14 protein-coding genes are annotated in these 14,709 nt (G+C 60.7%); 10 read left to right on the forward strand and 4 right to left on the reverse strand.

Annotation, left to right across the window (positions count from 1 at the left end; genetic code table 11):
* Window positions 1–11: 11 nt before the first annotated feature.
* The 7 genes from cmr4 (at window position 12) to MacB4_RS10705 (ending at window position 7,353) form a co-directional block, all read left to right on the forward strand.
* Entirely contained in the window at window positions 12–995 is a 984-nt protein-coding gene (gene cmr4, locus MacB4_RS10675; RefSeq protein WP_206863797.1) for a type III-B CRISPR module RAMP protein Cmr4, read from the forward strand.
* 18 nt (window positions 996–1,013) lie between these two features.
* Entirely contained in the window at window positions 1,014–1,391 is a 378-nt protein-coding gene (cmr5, locus tag MacB4_RS10680; protein ID WP_206863798.1) for a type III-B CRISPR module-associated protein Cmr5, read from the forward strand.
* The gene (gene cmr6 / locus MacB4_RS10685) at window positions 1,388–2,674 is read left to right on the forward strand and encodes a type III-B CRISPR module RAMP protein Cmr6 (protein ID WP_206863799.1); all 1,287 of its coding nucleotides are present in this window, start codon (window positions 1,388–1,390) and stop codon (window positions 2,672–2,674) included. Before cmr5 ends, cmr6 begins: the two co-directional genes overlap by 4 nt.
* The gene (gene cmr1, locus MacB4_RS10690; protein ID WP_206863800.1) at window positions 2,671–3,558 is read left to right on the forward strand and encodes a type III-B CRISPR module RAMP protein Cmr1; all 888 of its coding nucleotides are present in this window, start codon (window positions 2,671–2,673) and stop codon (window positions 3,556–3,558) included. Before cmr6 ends, cmr1 begins: the two co-directional genes overlap by 4 nt.
* Window positions 3,559–3,680: 122 nt before the next feature.
* Window positions 3,681–4,781 carry a hypothetical protein gene (locus MacB4_RS10695; RefSeq protein WP_206863801.1) on the forward strand — a complete coding sequence of 367 codons (1,101 nt, stop codon included), beginning with the start codon at window positions 3,681–3,683 and terminating at the stop codon, window positions 4,779–4,781.
* Window positions 4,782–4,855: 74 nt separating this feature from the next.
* On the forward strand, window positions 4,856–5,791 hold the full coding sequence (gene crn3 / locus MacB4_RS10700) for a CRISPR-associated ring nuclease Crn3/Csx3 (protein WP_206863802.1): 936 nt from the start codon (window positions 4,856–4,858) through the stop codon (window positions 5,789–5,791).
* A gap of 395 nt (window positions 5,792–6,186) precedes the next feature.
* On the forward strand, window positions 6,187–7,353 hold the full coding sequence (locus MacB4_RS10705; protein WP_206863134.1) for an IS256 family transposase: 1,167 nt from the start codon (window positions 6,187–6,189) through the stop codon (window positions 7,351–7,353).
* Between the two features lie 103 nt (window positions 7,354–7,456).
* Here the strand turns inward: MacB4_RS10705 and MacB4_RS10710 are convergent, their stop codons facing one another.
* The 4 genes from MacB4_RS10710 to MacB4_RS10725 form a co-directional block, all read right to left on the reverse strand.
* Window positions 7,457–7,663, reverse strand: coding sequence for a hypothetical protein (locus tag MacB4_RS10710; protein WP_206863803.1), 207 nt, complete (start codon window positions 7,661–7,663; stop codon window positions 7,457–7,459).
* 163 nt (window positions 7,664–7,826) lie between these two features.
* Window positions 7,827–9,032, reverse strand: coding sequence for a CRISPR-associated ring nuclease Csm6 (gene csm6, locus MacB4_RS10715; RefSeq protein WP_024806858.1), 1,206 nt, complete (start codon window positions 9,030–9,032; stop codon window positions 7,827–7,829).
* Window positions 9,033–9,118: 86 nt separating this feature from the next.
* Complete coding sequence (locus MacB4_RS10720) at window positions 9,119–9,868, reverse strand: PP2C family serine/threonine-protein phosphatase (protein ID WP_206863804.1); 750 nt, start codon at window positions 9,866–9,868, stop codon at window positions 9,119–9,121.
* Window positions 9,865–10,689 (reverse strand): class I SAM-dependent methyltransferase, encoded by an 825-nt coding sequence (locus MacB4_RS10725; RefSeq protein ID WP_206863805.1) that lies wholly within the window; start codon window positions 10,687–10,689, stop codon window positions 9,865–9,867. Before MacB4_RS10725 ends, MacB4_RS10720 begins: the two co-directional genes overlap by 4 nt.
* A 153-nt stretch (window positions 10,690–10,842) precedes the next feature.
* Between MacB4_RS10725 and MacB4_RS10730 the strand changes: the two genes are divergently transcribed.
* The 3 genes from MacB4_RS10730 (at window position 10,843) to MacB4_RS10740 (ending at window position 14,709) form a co-directional block, all read left to right on the forward strand.
* Window positions 10,843–11,577, forward strand: coding sequence for a bifunctional 2-polyprenyl-6-hydroxyphenol methylase/3-demethylubiquinol 3-O-methyltransferase UbiG (locus tag MacB4_RS10730; protein ID WP_206863806.1), 735 nt, complete (start codon window positions 10,843–10,845; stop codon window positions 11,575–11,577).
* A gap of 119 nt (window positions 11,578–11,696) precedes the next feature.
* Window positions 11,697–13,640 carry a glycosyltransferase gene (locus MacB4_RS10735; protein WP_206863807.1) on the forward strand — a complete coding sequence of 648 codons (1,944 nt, stop codon included), beginning with the start codon at window positions 11,697–11,699 and terminating at the stop codon, window positions 13,638–13,640.
* Window positions 13,641–13,674: 34 nt separating this feature from the next.
* Window positions 13,675–14,709, forward strand: coding sequence for a biotin--[acetyl-CoA-carboxylase] ligase (locus MacB4_RS10740; RefSeq protein WP_206863808.1), 1,035 nt, complete (start codon window positions 13,675–13,677; stop codon window positions 14,707–14,709).

Raw genomic sequence — 14,709 nt, forward strand, 5'->3', positions numbered from 1 at the left:
GAGAGGAAACGATGACCGAGGCGATAGAAGTGGAAGCAGAAGGACCGAATGGCAGGGAGGGAGCCAAAGAAGAATCGCTCTGCTCCCCTTTGTACATCTTCACACGAACGCCCCTTCATGTCGGAGCCGGAGCATCCGTCGGAGCCATCGATCTGCCGATCCAGCGAGAGCGCCATACCGGTTTTCCGATCATTCCCGGGAGCACGCTCAAGGGTGTCTTTGCCGATTGCTGCTATGAGCAAAAGGGTAACGGCAGTCCAACGACAACTCGAAGCAGCGACGGGAAGTGGCTTTTTGGTTCCGATGACGCTGAGAACGCTGCGGCTGGCGCGCTCCAGTTTTCGGAGGCGAAGCTCTTGGCCTTCCCGATCCGATCGGCCAAAGGCTGCTTTGCTTGGATCACTTGCCCTCTGATCTTGAAGCGCTATGCCAGGGATCTTGGGAAGGAGTCGCTCGTGGCAAGCCTGCCAGATGTGAAGGAGGAAGAGGCTCGCTTCGATACGGGAACCCTTGGGATCGGAAAAAAGGTGATCCTTGAGGAGTATGCCTTTACCCACGTTGGCGACCCGTCCTCGGAGATTGGGGAAGCCCTAGCCGCGCTGCTTCCAGAGGATCCAATCTGGACCAATATCTGGACTAAGGAGAAAAAGCGGCTTGTCATCCTCTCCGATGCTTCAATGAGCTTCTTTGCCCGCTCCTCCTGCGAGGTCGCGCAGCACGTGAAGATTAGCGACGAAACCGGGGCAGCGGAAGAGGGGGCGCTCTTTAATCAGGAGAACGTGCCAAGCGAAACCATGTTCTACTCCCTCGTCCGTGCCTCCCAGGAGCGGCGGGGAGGCGAGGCTGCCGAGAGACGGTCTCCCCGCGCTGCCCGGTCCGCCTTTCGAAGGCTTCTCGAACAGGAGAAAGGGGTCTTCCAGTTCGGCGCCGACGCGGGAACCGGGCTCGGTTTCTGCACGGTCCGGTTGGAGGAAGAGGCTGAGAGGCAATCCTAAAGAGGAGGATTAGGACCCATGCACAACCTCGAGCAGGAGCGGGCCAAGCATGCGTTGGAGAAGAGCAAGGATCTCGACCGACAAGCCGTCAACAAGCTTCCGGCCTTGATCATGAATAACGGGCTTTTGGCGACCATCGCCTTTGCCACCGACGGAGACTCCCGAGGCGGGATGGCTAAGGCGATGGATGCGATCGCCGACCATTTGGCTAAGCGCCAGCTTATTGAGCGCCAGCTTATTGGGGAGGTCACCGCCAAGAAGATGCTCGAGGCGCTCGCAGGGAAAGAATCGGTGCAGCTTCGGTTAGCCACAGAGGAAGCGCTGGCCTATCTAGTCTATCTCAAGCGGTATGCTCAAAAGAAAACCAAAGAAAACCAAAAGGGGGGAATGAGGTGAGCGCTCAGCGCACAAGCGACTCACGCTGGCTCTTGCCGAGCGACACGGCCAGCGTGTTGGTGAAGGGAAATGATCCGCCTTTTCATCAATGTACATCCCGGTCCCTGCTTTTGGAGCGCTTTGCCGATCCCCGGAAAAGAGACCAAAGGAAGGAGTATCTGAAACGCATCTTCGACGCCAAGCCATGTCTGGCGGAGGAGAGGCGAAATGCCTGGCTGGGATTCATCAACACGGCTTGCAAGCCCTGCGATCTCTTGTTTGGCCGTCTTAGATCGCGTCTTATGGTCAATATGGCGGGAGGGGTCATGGAAAATGCTGGCCTCTGTCTCGACCGCTTCGGGCTCCCCTACATCCCAGGGAGTGCCGTCAAGGGATGCGCGCGGCGAGCGGCAATCCATGCGCTTAGGCATACACCTGTAGAGCAGGAAGAGCAGAAAGCGCACAAGGTCGACCGGCTCGTAGAGATTGCCTTGGTCTTCGGATGGACCGATGGCGACTGGTCCGATTCCTCTGACTTTGCTTATGGGTGCCAGGATGGAAAATCGGCGGCAATTCTAGAGAAGGCGGCGGAAAAGCTGTGGCAACGAATTTATGGAGATCGTCAGCCCAAAGGCAAGTTGCCGCAAGCGCTTCCCAACTTCGCAGGAAGCGTCCACTTCCTTCCGGCCCACCCCTACCGTCTAGCCGAGCGTGACCTGGAACTCGACGTGGTGACCTGTCACCATCCAGAATACTATCAAGGAAAGAAGAAGACTGCCTTTGACTGTGAATATCCGATCCCAGTGCTTTTTCTCACCGTGGCACCTGGGTCCATTTTCGTGTTTCCATTGCAAGCGGCTCGACACGGCGGAGAGGAGTGGACGGCGAAGGCACAAGCTTGGCTGAAAAGAGGCCTAGAGACGATGGGTATCGGCGCTAAGACGGGGGCAGGTTACGGTTGGTGTGATTGTTCGGAACAAGTCCAGAAGAAGCATCAAGAGGAGATCGTGCAGCAGCGAGAAGAGCACGAACGCGCTCAGAAACGGGCCAGCCTTGAGCCGGATCCGGAGCGCCTGAATTCCTTTAAGAGCCTTAAAGAGGACAATCTTCGAGGGAAAATTAATGATTTCAAGGACGAAGAAGTCTATTGGACCAATCAAGACGACACGTACCAACTCTCGCTTTTTCACTATTTAACGAAGATTGATACACAAATTTACGAAAAGGAGCGGCACAACCCAAAGAGCAAAGTTCTCAGGGCCCTCAAAAATCTCGCCAAAAAGTTTGGAAAGACCCCGCCGTGAATCCCGCCCCCTACGACTTTGAGTTTCTGACCCCATGCTTTTGCGGAGGTGCCGATCCCACCAAAGCCGAGCTTCGAGCCCCTTCGATTCGCGGGGCGCTCCGCTGGTGGTTTCGCGCTTTAGGCGGGACGCAAGAACAAGAAGAGCAGATCTTTGGAACCGTGAGGGATAAGGCGAAAGCCTCCTCGCTGGTGATTCGGGTGGAGAGGAAACCGTGCGGAGGCGAGGCCGATTGGGCGCAAAAGCCTCTCAAGCAGGATAATGGCGGCTATATCTGGTATTTTCTTGAAAAAGGAAATCGGTGGAGGAAGGAGGCCGCCCTCTACCCAGGGAGCAAGGCCACCGTTGACGTTCTCTTCCGTCACCCTTTAGCTCCTGTAGATGAGGAAAAACTAAAGAAAGCCTGGGAAGCCTTTTGTCGCTTCGGTTCCATCGGTTATCGAGCGACCCGTGCCGCTGGCGCATTTCGTGTGGAGCGATTTGATGGGAGCTTAGAAGAGTACGAGCGCGCAGCGGAAACGATTCTCAAGCCCGCCGGATTCGTCGTGCTGTTCTTTCCAGATAAGCGCAAGAATTGGCGAAGTATTGCTCGCTTTGCGGAAGAAAAGCTAAAAGATCCTCTTCGGACAAACTTCCCCGGATCCTGCCCTAGCCCGCTAGGCAGTGCAGATCCTCGCCAAACCAGCGCCGTCTATCTCCGACCATTGAAGGTTGGAGCGGAGGACTACTACCTCATGGCCTTCGAGGCTCCGCATGATCGAGTCGTTGGAGAGAAGAGTAGATTGAACAAGAATGGAGAGAATGAGGAAAATAAATCCGTCTTGAATTTAGTGTTTCACGATCCGGCTCCCTATGGTGGTGGCAGGGGAACGATTCGGCCTTAAACCAGAATGACTAGTGACTGGTGACTCGTCCTTTCCCTATAGAACATCCAATATTGCTAACCCTGGCTAGCCGCCAGATCTGGCCGCAGATCCTTGCCGTCTTGCATATCGGGCCAACGAACGTGCTCTTGCTCCACAGCGAGAATAGGCCCGAGTCAAAGGATCCTGCGCAGCGGCTTAAGCGCTTTTTTGATGCCTCCGGGCTTGTTTCCAAGGGACGGACCAGAATGCAAGAGATTCCCTATCACGATTTCGAAGGCATTCTGCACGCCCTTGATCGACTAGAAGTCGATCCGCAAAAGAGTCTCCTTCACTTCACGGGAGGGAATAAGCTGATGGCGATGGCGGCTTTCCAATGGGCGAGGCGCCGGGGGATAACGTCGTTCTATCTCGAACGGGGCAATCGGCTGATCTGGTTTACCCCGGACGAAGGGAGAATCAACGTATGCGGGAAGGAGTTGGACGGCAGCATCGCCGATGATTTGGATCCGTTGGAGCTTCTTCGCTGCCAAATCGAGGCTTCGGAGCTGGAGAGAAGAGGCGAACTCCTCCAGTTGAACGAAGAAGGACGCGCGCTTTCCTTAGAGGAGCTTTCTCGTCGCTGCAAATTCGGAGAGGACCTGCGGAGCCTTTTGTCTATCGAAGATCGGCACGAAGCAGATAAAAAAGCGAAGCAAGGCGATCGTCTCGAATATAATACGGCCGCTGTGCTCCTCAAGCTCGGGGTCCACCGTGTACGACGAAGCCTCCGGCTCAAGGTCAAGAGCTCATTCGGAGTTTCGACCTCCAAGCCTCACGAGGAGATCGACTTGCTCTTTACTCACGGAGGGAGGCTCTGGCTTGTGGACTGCAAAGACGAACAACCCGTCGAAGGATTGGTCGACAAGCTGGAGAGAGAATTGAAAAGGAGAGGTATTAGGACCGAAGAGAAAGAACTTGCCGATCGGCTCAGCCGAATTCGGGAGGAGCTTCACATGGGGCAGGTCAAGACGTTGAAACTTGATCTTTTGGCGGTCCAGAATGCTGGGGGATTGCTCGGGCAAACCATCTGCGTTAGGAGGAGCGCTATGCCCGAAGAGGTTGCGGCCTATGCCAAGCAAAAGAGGATCGAGGTGGTTCTCTCCTCTCAGTTGGTCCCCGGCCTAAAGGCGCTGCTGCAGCCCAAAAGTCCTGCGAAACCTGAGGATCTGCAGGACCTTCGAAAGACATTAGGGCAGCGATGACCGATGTTGCCACTTCCTCGTGCAGCGCGGCCGGACCAAAGTGGGACACGACGCTCTAGCTATTGAGAAGTTTTATGCAAAACCTAAGCCTCTCCCTTCTGTCTCCTCCTGAGCCATTTCAGATCCTCGTTATCCATCTGCCTGGAAATGGGATCGCCGACCCCAAGGAGCTTGCCGGAGTCTCCTTGCCAGAGAGAGTGGATCATCAAAAGGGGCTGATCCTTTATGGGAGGGGCCCCATTTGGCTTTACGCCTATTTGATCCACTTATCCCATCCCTCGCGTTGGGCGGCCATCTACGATCCGCGCTTCGGAGGAATCGTCGTGCAAGCTCATCATCCAGAAGCTCCTTCCGTAGGTGCGATCATACCCCGGGAGTCGATCGAGCGCTATGTGCCGCGCCAGACGGAATCCGCTCTTACAAAGAGGAGCGCGGCGGAAAGCCCAAGGCATCGGGTCATTGCGATCGTGGGTCCGCCGCATAGCGGGAAATCGGTCTTTCTGTGGTGGTTATACAATACGCTGTCCAAGCGAGTGCCGGCTGCAGTCTTCCACGACCAAGTCTTCATCGTCCGGGCCTGCCCAGATGGAGAAGGCAACTGGTTTCATGAAATCTCGGGGAGTAACGAGACACTCCGCTTCAAGAATCAATGGGACGCGGATTTTGTGGCTAAGATCGTGGAACACATTCGGGGGCTATCTCTCGCAAAGGTTCTTCTTCTGGTGGATTGCGGCGGAAAGATTGACCGATTCAATCAAGCCATTCTCAATGCCTGCACGGATGCCCTCATTGTTTCCAGGGAGGACGAGGCGATCGCGGAGTGGCGCGGTGTTGCAAAGTCTTGCGAGCTGCGGATCATTGCGGAAGTCAAGTCGATCCTAGAGCCCGGCAGCTCGGTTTTGTCCGAGAGCCCCCTTCGCCTCCGTATCGGTGGCCTCATTCGGGGCGCGTCCCCTGGCGAGCTTCCTGAGCCGCTGATCGCGCACGTAATCTCGGTGGTCAATCCGTAGCAACTGGGCTAGACCCGCTTTCTCTAGGGTTGGAGGAGAGATGTCAGGCTGGCCTCTCACAAAGGCCACATCTTCTCTAGATTGGTTGAGGATGCCGCCAAGCCTCTGACAGGCACCATCAAGCAGGGATGCGCTGGCGGTGTGCGCAGCGGGCTTTGCGAAGCAAGCCCAATGGCCGCCCATCGTCGGCCTAAGGGACGCAGGATAGGGGTCTGACCAGAGCCCTATGCAGTTGGCGCATTCCTCGGCCGTGGAGGACCTCGAAACCAACCAGCGGCTTGGGCCCTGATCGAGTTGTGTATCGTCCTTTCTGTAAATTCTCTTCCAGCCGCTGGCTGGCTGGTTTGCCCAGCGCAATCATGATGCCATGACTTTGACAAAGGAGCGTAACGATCATGGTAATGCGAGTCGAAACAAACCCTTTGGAAGCAGCCTATGCGGTGCTACTCGAGCATGGGCTGGATGGCGCAGGCGAAGCCTTGCGCATTTTGGTGAATGAAGCGGCCAAAATTGAACGGGTCGAGTTTCTCGGCGCCAGGCCCTACGAGCGCACCGCAGCCCGGCGCGACTGGGCCAACGGTTATAAGCCCAAGACGGTGCTGACCAAGCTGGGCGAGCTCACCTTCGAGGTACCGCAAGTGCGTTCTGGCGACTTCTATCCTTCTGCGCTCGAGAAAGGCACCCGCACCGATCAGGCGGTGAATCTGGCCTTGGCCGAGATGTACGTCCAGGGCGTCTCCACCCGGCGGGTGATCGACGTGTTGCAGCGGCTCTTGGGGCCGGAGATCAAGCTTTCTTCAGCCCAGGTCAGTCGCGCTGCCGCCAGACTCGATGAAGGGCTCAAGGCCTGGCGGGAACGCCCGTTGGGCGAGGTGCCTTATCTCTTTCTGGACGCCCGCTATGAGAAGGTGCGCCTGGAAGGACGGATCGTCGATTGCGCGGTACTGATTGCAGTGGGTATCGAGGCAACGGGCAAGCGCCGGGTGCTGGGCTGCGAGGTGGCTACATCGGAAGCGGAGATCAACTGGCGCCGCTTCCTGGAAAGCCTCCTTGCCCGTGGATTGAAGGGGGTCAAGCTCATCGTTGCCGACGACCACGCGGGACTGAAGGCCGCGCGCCGTGCAGTGTTGCCTTCCGTGCCCTGGCAGCGCTGCCAGTTCCACCTGCAGCAAAACGCCGGTCAGTTTGTCACGCGCCAAGAAGCGAAGAAGACCGTTGCCCGGCAGCTGCGCACGATCTTCAATGCGCCGGATCGAAGCGAGGCCCAGCGGCTGTTACGGGAGGCGCTTGCGCAATGGCGCACGGAGCATCCCAAGCTCGGGGAGTGGGCTGAGGAAGCCATACCAGAAAGCCTGACCGTCTTCGACTTCCCTGTCGAGCACCGCGTGCGGCTGCGCACCACCAACGGCCTGGAGCGCATCAACCGGGAACTCAGACGCCGCACCCGGGTGGCAAGCATCTTCCCCAATCCCGAATCGTGCCTGCGGCTCATTTCCGCCCTGCTGGCCGAACTCGACGACGAGTGGATGACCGGCAAGGTCTATCTCAACCCCAACCCGTAACCCAGGCATCATGATCTGCTGCGCGGAAATTTACAGAAAAGGAGTTGCACCATCCACCATGACCGCTGCCCGGCGAGCTTTCAGCCTACTGCTGAAAAGGAATTTACAGAAAGAACGATACGCAACTTTCCGCCAAAGCCGGGGAGGTGAGGGAAACGGTCTCTTCGATCGTAAGCCGGTCGAGATCGGCGATTGGAATTTCCCGCAGCACCTCCGGGTTGTCGGCTCCATTTCCAGAGCCGAGAACGACCAGCCGTTCGGAGAGGAGCCCGAGCTTCGTATAGCTCTGAACGATACAGGCGCTGGGCATGGGGAGTCCTCCTTCCCGGAATTTTCGCTTTTAGGGAAGCTCGGGGCTTCCGCCTTCCCCGTTTACTCCTTACGTTACGCTCGAGGGAGAGATTTCGCCGCTTCGGTGACGTCCGAGGACATCGGGACTCGCTATCCAGGAGGACGCCTCGGAGATTGCAGGATCAAGCTGGGATGACATCGATGCCGAAGGATCCGCGGCGGGGCAAGAGGTAATCCAGCTCCGCGGTAAAACCAGCAGCCTTCAGCTTCCGTCGCAAGGAGCTGAGAAGCTTCCGGAGATCTTCGGTGTCGCATTTTTCCCATCCGCGCGCCGCCTGGTGCTGGAAGGATCCCTCGGGATGGTCTTTGGCCCACCGGCTCCGGAATTGGTTCAGGGCATCGATCGCGTTCTTCTGTGCGAGAAATGGACGTGTGCCCTTCCGGGGGCAGTCGAGGAGGAACGCATAGAGAAGATGCTCCCGTCCGGAAAGACCAACAAGGCTCCCATTGACCTCGAGCGTGGGTCGATCGTGGCCAAGGGTAATGCGAGGTTTCTGGGTCAAAGAGGCAAGTTGTTGCGAGCAAGAACGAACCAAAGCGGTGAAGTGACCGGGAAAGGAGCCGATTTGGCGCGGGAAGAGCAGGCGGAGGGGAACAAAAGGAAGATCGGCAAGCTCAATGCGAGCAGCATCGGAAGATACAGCTTGAACGCCCCCGGTCTTGGGATCCCGATAGGTGTGCTCGAGCGGCGGCTTGGTGGGAAAGAAGAACGAGGGGGAAAGCCCGGGGGAATCGAATGGTTCGCTGACGAGGACATGGGTGATGCGGTCTTCGGGCCTGCCCAAGAGCGAGACACAGGCATAAAGGAGCGCGCTCATGCTCTTCCTTCCGCCGGCGACCGACGCGATGAGGAGCGTATCGGGGTTTTCTGTGATCCCGCGAATCTCTTCCAGGAGAGCGTCGGCAAGGGCCTCGTTGTCCAAAGCGGTGCGAACGTCCTCGATCCCGCGCATTCTGCCTTCATCGGCTACAGGCCGTCCCAAGACCTGGATCTCCTCAAGGATCAGCAGATGAGACTGCTGACGCCGATCGCGCAAGAGGCTCCGACGAAGCGTCTCCCACACCGAACGCTCGCCGAAAGCGGGGGATACGGAATGAAGCTGCTCCTCCGCGCAACGCTTTCCCGCGGCGGTGGTGAGGATCCGAACTCGATGGGGGATGAGGGCGGGCTGCTCGTGCGCTAAGGCCCAGACGGTTTCGGTCACGACGGCGGGCGTCATTCCGGTTACCGCAAGCAAGACGATCTCCTTCGGCGGCCTGTGGGGAGCCGTTGGGGCGGGGTGGAGCCGGATCGATTGGTGTCCGGCATCGGATCGGGGCGGGGTCATGCTCGGAAATTGGAGGAGCGCGATCGCCTAAGAGGCAAGCCTTATTCTCCGTCCTCGTCTAGGTTCAACGCAGCCGATCGAGCGCCTCATTTTCCGCTCGGCTCAGGGCCTGCCAGCACCCCGATCGCGGTGTAGTTGTCGTCGTCCAGCAGCGCCCGCGCTCTTTCCTGGCGAAGTACTTCCATCCGGTGGAGCCAATCGGAGGCGGTCGCGCTCCGCCCGAGCTCCCGCTCCATCTCCTCTTCGGGAAGAGGACCCCAAAAGCCATCGCTACAGAGGAGGAGCGCATCTCCCGGCTCGATCTCCCCTTCCTGCGAGACGATCGGATTCGGGGGCTCAGGGCTGCCCAGGCAGCTCAAGAGGATGTTCCGGCGGGGGTGGGAGCGGATCTCCTCGGGCCGGAGGATCCCGGCATCGCAGAGCGCCTGCGGGACGCTCTGATCCTTCGATTGGAAGAAGACCCTCTTTTCCCGAAACCAGTAGAAGCGGGAGTCCCCGACGTGGATCGAGCGGAGCCGTCGGCCGTCGCAGACGGCGGCCACGATCGTCGATCCCATCCGCGCGAGCGCGGGTTCGGCAGCCTGCCGTTCGTGGATCGCTCGATCGGCTTGGAGGACAGACTCCGAGAGGGCGGCGGAGGATAGGGAGGGATGGTCTCGGAACGCCTGGAGGAAGCGGCTCACCGCCAGCCGGGAAGCCTCTTCGCCTCCTCGCTCCCCTCCGAGGCCGTCGGCCACTACCCAGGCGGTCAAGCCACTGCAGCTCTCCCACCCCCAGGAGTCTTCGTTGCGTGCCCTCCCGCCCCGATCGGTGAGGAAAGCGGTGTCGAGGTTCATGGGACCAAGTCCGTGGGGGTGGTTTCGGGCGGGGGCGTGCCGCTGGCCGGCTTCTCCGCGGTGACGAGCCTCGGCGTCACTCCGAGGACCCCGAACCAGAAGCGCCAGCCGAGCGGGCGGCAGGAGACGGCACGCAGTCCCGCTTCCTCGAGCCGCTCGACATACTCCTCTGTCCGGAAGAGGTCTGCGATCAAGATCCTCCCGCCCGGCTTGAGCACCCGGATCGCTTCGTCGATCGCCTTTCTGCGGCCATCCTTCTCGGGAATGTTGTGGATGGCGAGGTTGCTGACGACCAGGTCGAAGGAACCGTCCGGAAAGGGCAAGGCCCGCATGTCCCCCGTATGGAGCTCGCAGCGATCGGCTACGCCTTCGCTCAGGAGATTCGTGCGGGCCGATTCGAGGGAGTTGCCCGACTGGTCCTCTGTCCGCCAGAGGTCGAGGCCGACCGCTCGTCCCTCGGGCACCAGCTTGCCGAGCATGGCCAGGATGGCTCCGCGGCCGCAGCCCATATCCAGGATCCGCTCGTTCCCGTGAAGGTCGAGTGCCGCGAGGAGCTCACCCCAGACGGCAAACTTTCCCCGCATCGTGGAATAGAAGAAGCTTGCGGGCACTTGAAGCAGGGCGGCTCCGGCAAGGAACTCGAGAGCCCGCTGGAGGAGCGGCTTTGAGAGCAGGGGAAGCAGAGAGAGGCCGAGGAGAAGGAGCCCGCCTCCGACAGGCCAGAGAAGACCGGTCACGGCTCCCCGCCCTCCATCGATCCCGTAATGCCCGCGGTGGGAAGCGAGCTCGGCCGCGCGGCTCCTCTGCGATGCCGGTTCCATGTTCTGCGACCGGTAGTGTAGCGGCTCCGTCCTCCTTGCTCCATGCTTTCCTCGTCACGGAGCGGGCCGCACCCGAGATCCGCGCCGGGAGCCGCGGCTCGCTTGTCTGCCCGAGCTGGGGTACGAAGGGGAGACGCGATGCGACCTTTCGAAATGAACTCCTTCGCTGGGAAACGGCTCCTGGCGCTCGTGCGGGACGGGGATTACGCCCATGCCGGGGAGGAGGAGGCGATTGAGCGGGTCTTCGGAGATCTTCCGAAGCGTTCCGACCGATGGCTCCTGGACGTCGGCTGCGGGCGGGGGGGGACGGCCGATTACCTGCGGAAGCGGGGGTGGGGCCGGGTCGTGGGGCTCGACCGGGATGGAGAATCCCTCGCCTACGCCCGTGCCCGGTACCCGGAGGTCGAGTTCGTCGAGCGCGAGGCCTGCGCGGCTCCCCGCTACCTCCCGAGAAGGTTCACCCAGATCTACCTGCTGAACGTCTATTATGCCTTGGAAGCGCAGCGCGACGCCCTGCTCGCCCTGCGCCAGGTGGCCGAAGAGGGCGCAGAGCTTCGGATCTTCGACTACCTCGATCGAGGCGGGTTTGCGGAGGATCCGCTGGAGGTGGACGGAGAGAGCATCGTTCCCCACCCGGTCGTGACCGAGGCGGTCTCCCGGGATCTCGCGGCGAGGGGCTGGCGGCTTCTCTCCGTGGAGCTGCTATCCGAGGAGTACCGCGGCTGGTACGCCGCCTTGGCTCGACGAATCGAAAAGAGGGCTCCGGCGATCGTCGACCGGGGAGGCGAGGAAGCCTTGGCCTATCTTCGCGCCGTCTATCGGGGCATCCTGGGCAAGATCGAGGCGGGATTGCTCGGTGGGGTGCTGGTACGGGCCGCGGCAGCCTGACGGGGGGGAGGGCGCGCGGTCGATCGGCGCGGAGGGTGGACGCGGCCCCGAGCGAAAGATGGGTCTTCGTCATGGTCAAGAACGAAAAAGTGGGTTAAGGTGTCGGCGACGATACGCCTGTGAAGCGGATCCTGATTTTCACGGCTGGATTCGGGGAAGGCCATAACACGGCCGCGCGCAACATTCAGGAGGCGCTCGAATGGGTCGCTCCCGAGGAGGCGCATGTCGAGATCGTCGATCTCTTCGAAGCGTGCTACGGGCGATTCAACGGGGTCCTGCGCCAGGCCTACCTCACCGCGATCAATCGGACCCCGCTTCTCTGGAAGGGGATCTATTCGCTCTTCGATCGGACGACCTTCCTGGAAGACGGCATCTCGGCCTTGGCCCGGATGCAGCGCTCCCTCGACTGGCTGCTGCGCGAGGTGCAGCCCGACGCGGTGCTCTGCACCTACCCCATCTACAACTACCTGATCGAGGAGATCTTTCGGGACGGGAGGCGCAAGAACTTCTGCCATATCACGGTCGTCACCGATTCGATCACGATCAACTCGTTCTGGCACCGGGGCCCAAGCGATGTCTTCGTCGTCCCCAACGAGGAGACGGCGGTGGCGCTTCGCGCCGCCGGCGTGGAGGAGGCGCGCATCCAGGTGTTCGGCTTTCCGGTGCACCTCGATTTTCTGGAAGCCAAGGAGATCGGCCTGGCCGAGGAGCTCGGGGAGGATCCTCGAATCCTCTACATCATCAACTCGGGAAAGAAGAAGGCGACCAAGATCATCCGGCTCTTGCTCCACCATCCGCGTTGGCGCGCCACCGTGGTCGTCGGTCGGGATCGATCGCTCCTCAAGGAGGTTCGCGGGCTCGTCGAGGGGTCCGAGGAGAAGGTCCGGGTGCTCGGCTGGACCGACAGGATCCCGGAGCTGCTGATGACCCATCACGCTCTCATCAGCAAGGCGGGGGGGGCGACCGTCCAGGAAGCCGTGGCGGCTCGCTGCCCGATGGTGGTCACGCAGGTCGTGCCGGGACAGGAAGAGGGCAACTTCGATCTCCTGCGCCGGCGCGGAGCCGCGCTCTACGCGGAGAAGCCGCAGCAGATCCTCCAGGCCCTGGAAGAGCTCTTCGCCGATGAGGGAAGGCTCTGGAAGCGGATGCGGTCGGCCTTGACGGAGATCAGCCGCCCGGATGCCTCGATGCAGATTGCGCGATTTGTCCTCGACCGGGCGACGATCGAAAATGTGGCACCGGACAACCTGCCCGGGTTTCCCCGAAGACCTCGGGAGCCGCTCCCGAATGGCGCCCCGGAACCGGTGGAAGCGGCCCAGGTGCTTCTCTGCGATTTTCACATCCACAGCACCTATTCGGACGGCCGCCTCTCCATCGGAGAGATCGTGGATTTTTATGGGCAGCGGGGCTTCGATTGCATCTGCATCACCGATCATATCGTCGATCGGACGCGGTTCATCGGGCGGGTCTGCCAGCTCACGGGCCTCGTGCTCTCTCCGGACCTGGTTGGGGAGTATTTCGACGTCCTCCGGAGGGAAAGGGAGCGGGCGTGGCGCAAGTACCGGATGATTCTCTTCGCGGGCCTCGAGTTCAACAAGGACGGGTATCGCGCGAAGAGCTCGGCCCATCTGCTGGGGATCGATCTCCAGCGGCCGATCGATCCCTGCCTCTCCCTGCCAGAGATCATCGCGGAGATTCGCGCGCAGGAGGGGCTTTCGGTGGCCTCCCATCCCCACAAGTTCCAGAGCGTCTGGGGTCCGAACACGCTCTATCTCTGGGAGAATCAGAAGCAGTTCGCCCCGCTGCTCGATGCGTGGGAGATCGCCAATCGCGACGACCTCTTCGCGCCGATCGGGCTCAAGCGGCTGCCGTTCATCGCCAACAGCGACTTCCACAAGCCCAAGCATATCGATTCCTGGAAGACGGTGCTCTTCTGCGAGAAGGATCCTCAGGCGATCAAGGAGTGCGTCCGGGTCAATCGCAATGTCGCCCTCACCTTGTACCGGCGCCATCGGTTCGGATCGCTGCTTTGCTGCCCGGAGGAGGAGCTCCTGCAAGTCTAGCTCCCGTTTTGGCGACAGGAAGCATTGGGTAGGGATGTTCTGCACTCGATCCGATCCGCGCGCGCGCGTCTTGCGGGCGTTCCTGGCCTCCCCTTCGCTTTCCGGCTCGCGTAGCGCGCTCTCGGCGCAGAGCGGCGTGAGCCCCGCCGAGGTGGAGGAGGCGATCTCTTCCCTGCGCACGCTCGGCCTTCCCCTGAGCGCGTCGGCAGAGGACCGGTGGCAGCTGGAGCGACCGCTGCCCGATCTTCTCTCTGCGGAAGAGCTGATGGCGCGCACCGAGGAGGACCGGATTGCCTGGTCGGCTATCGTCTACGATCGAGTCGAATCGACGAGCGACCTCCTCTTGCGCGAGGAGGCCGCTGGCGCTCCAGAGGGGTTGGTCGTGGCAGCCGAGCGGCAGAGCCGGGGCCGAGGGCGTCTGGGCCGCCGCTGGGAATCCGACTCGCCGGGCGGAATTTACACGAGCCTCCTGCTCCGACCCCAGCTGGATTTCCCGCAGATCCACCGATTGACGATTCTCACGACCGTTGCGGCCGCGGAAGCGGTGGAGGAGGTCGCTGGCTTCTCTCCCAGGATCAAGTGGCCCAACGACCTGATGGGTTCCCGGGGTAAGCTCGGGGGCATCTTGACCGAGGTCGTTGCGGAAGGGGGGAGGGTCCGAGGGGGAGTGGTGGGAATCGGCCTCAATGTCTCCCAGGACCCGGAAACCTTTCCGGAGGAGATTCGCGGCCGGGCCTCCTCGCTTCGGATCGAAACGGGATCTCGCTTTCGCCGCGTCGAGATCCTGGGGGCCCTGCTCCGGCGGATCGCGATCCGATACCGAGGTGACTTTGGGGAAATCCGGCGTCTCTGGGAATGGCGTTGCGAGAGCCTGGGGAGGATGGTGCAGGTTCGGCAGGGAGAGGGAGTCATCGAGGGCTATGCCCTCGGATTGGACGAGGATGGGCTTTTGCTGTTGCGGACCGAGGCGGGGGCGGTCGTACCCCTTCTGGCCGGTGAGCTGCTGGGATCTGCGGAGCCTGCCCGGGACGGCCCGCCTTGCCAGGCGGGTGGCCGTTGGCTTAGATAG

This window comes from Methylacidimicrobium sp. B4 (genome assembly GCF_017310545.1).
Taxonomy (GTDB): Bacteria; Verrucomicrobiota; Verrucomicrobiia; order Methylacidiphilales; family Methylacidiphilaceae; genus Methylacidimicrobium.

Coding starts and splice junctions, on each gene's coding strand:
- cmr4 (WP_206863797.1), top strand. CDS start 12: ATGACCGAGGCGATAGAAGTGGAAGCAGAAGGACCGAATGGCAGGGAG.
- cmr5 (WP_206863798.1), top strand. CDS start 1,014: ATGCACAACCTCGAGCAGGAGCGGGCCAAGCATGCGTTGGAGAAGAGC.
- crn3 (WP_206863802.1), top strand. CDS start 4,856: ATGCAAAACCTAAGCCTCTCCCTTCTGTCTCCTCCTGAGCCATTTCAG.
- MacB4_RS10705 (WP_206863134.1), top strand. CDS start 6,187: ATGGTAATGCGAGTCGAAACAAACCCTTTGGAAGCAGCCTATGCGGTG.
- MacB4_RS10710 (WP_206863803.1), bottom strand. CDS start 7,663: ATGCCCAGCGCCTGTATCGTTCAGAGCTATACGAAGCTCGGGCTCCTC.
- csm6 (WP_024806858.1), bottom strand. CDS start 9,032: ATGACCCCGCCCCGATCCGATGCCGGACACCAATCGATCCGGCTCCAC.
- MacB4_RS10720 (WP_206863804.1), bottom strand. CDS start 9,868: ATGAACCTCGACACCGCTTTCCTCACCGATCGGGGCGGGAGGGCACGC.
- MacB4_RS10725 (WP_206863805.1), bottom strand. CDS start 10,689: ATGGAACCGGCATCGCAGAGGAGCCGCGCGGCCGAGCTCGCTTCCCAC.
- MacB4_RS10730 (WP_206863806.1), top strand. CDS start 10,843: ATGAACTCCTTCGCTGGGAAACGGCTCCTGGCGCTCGTGCGGGACGGG.
- MacB4_RS10740 (WP_206863808.1), top strand. CDS start 13,675: ATGTTCTGCACTCGATCCGATCCGCGCGCGCGCGTCTTGCGGGCGTTC.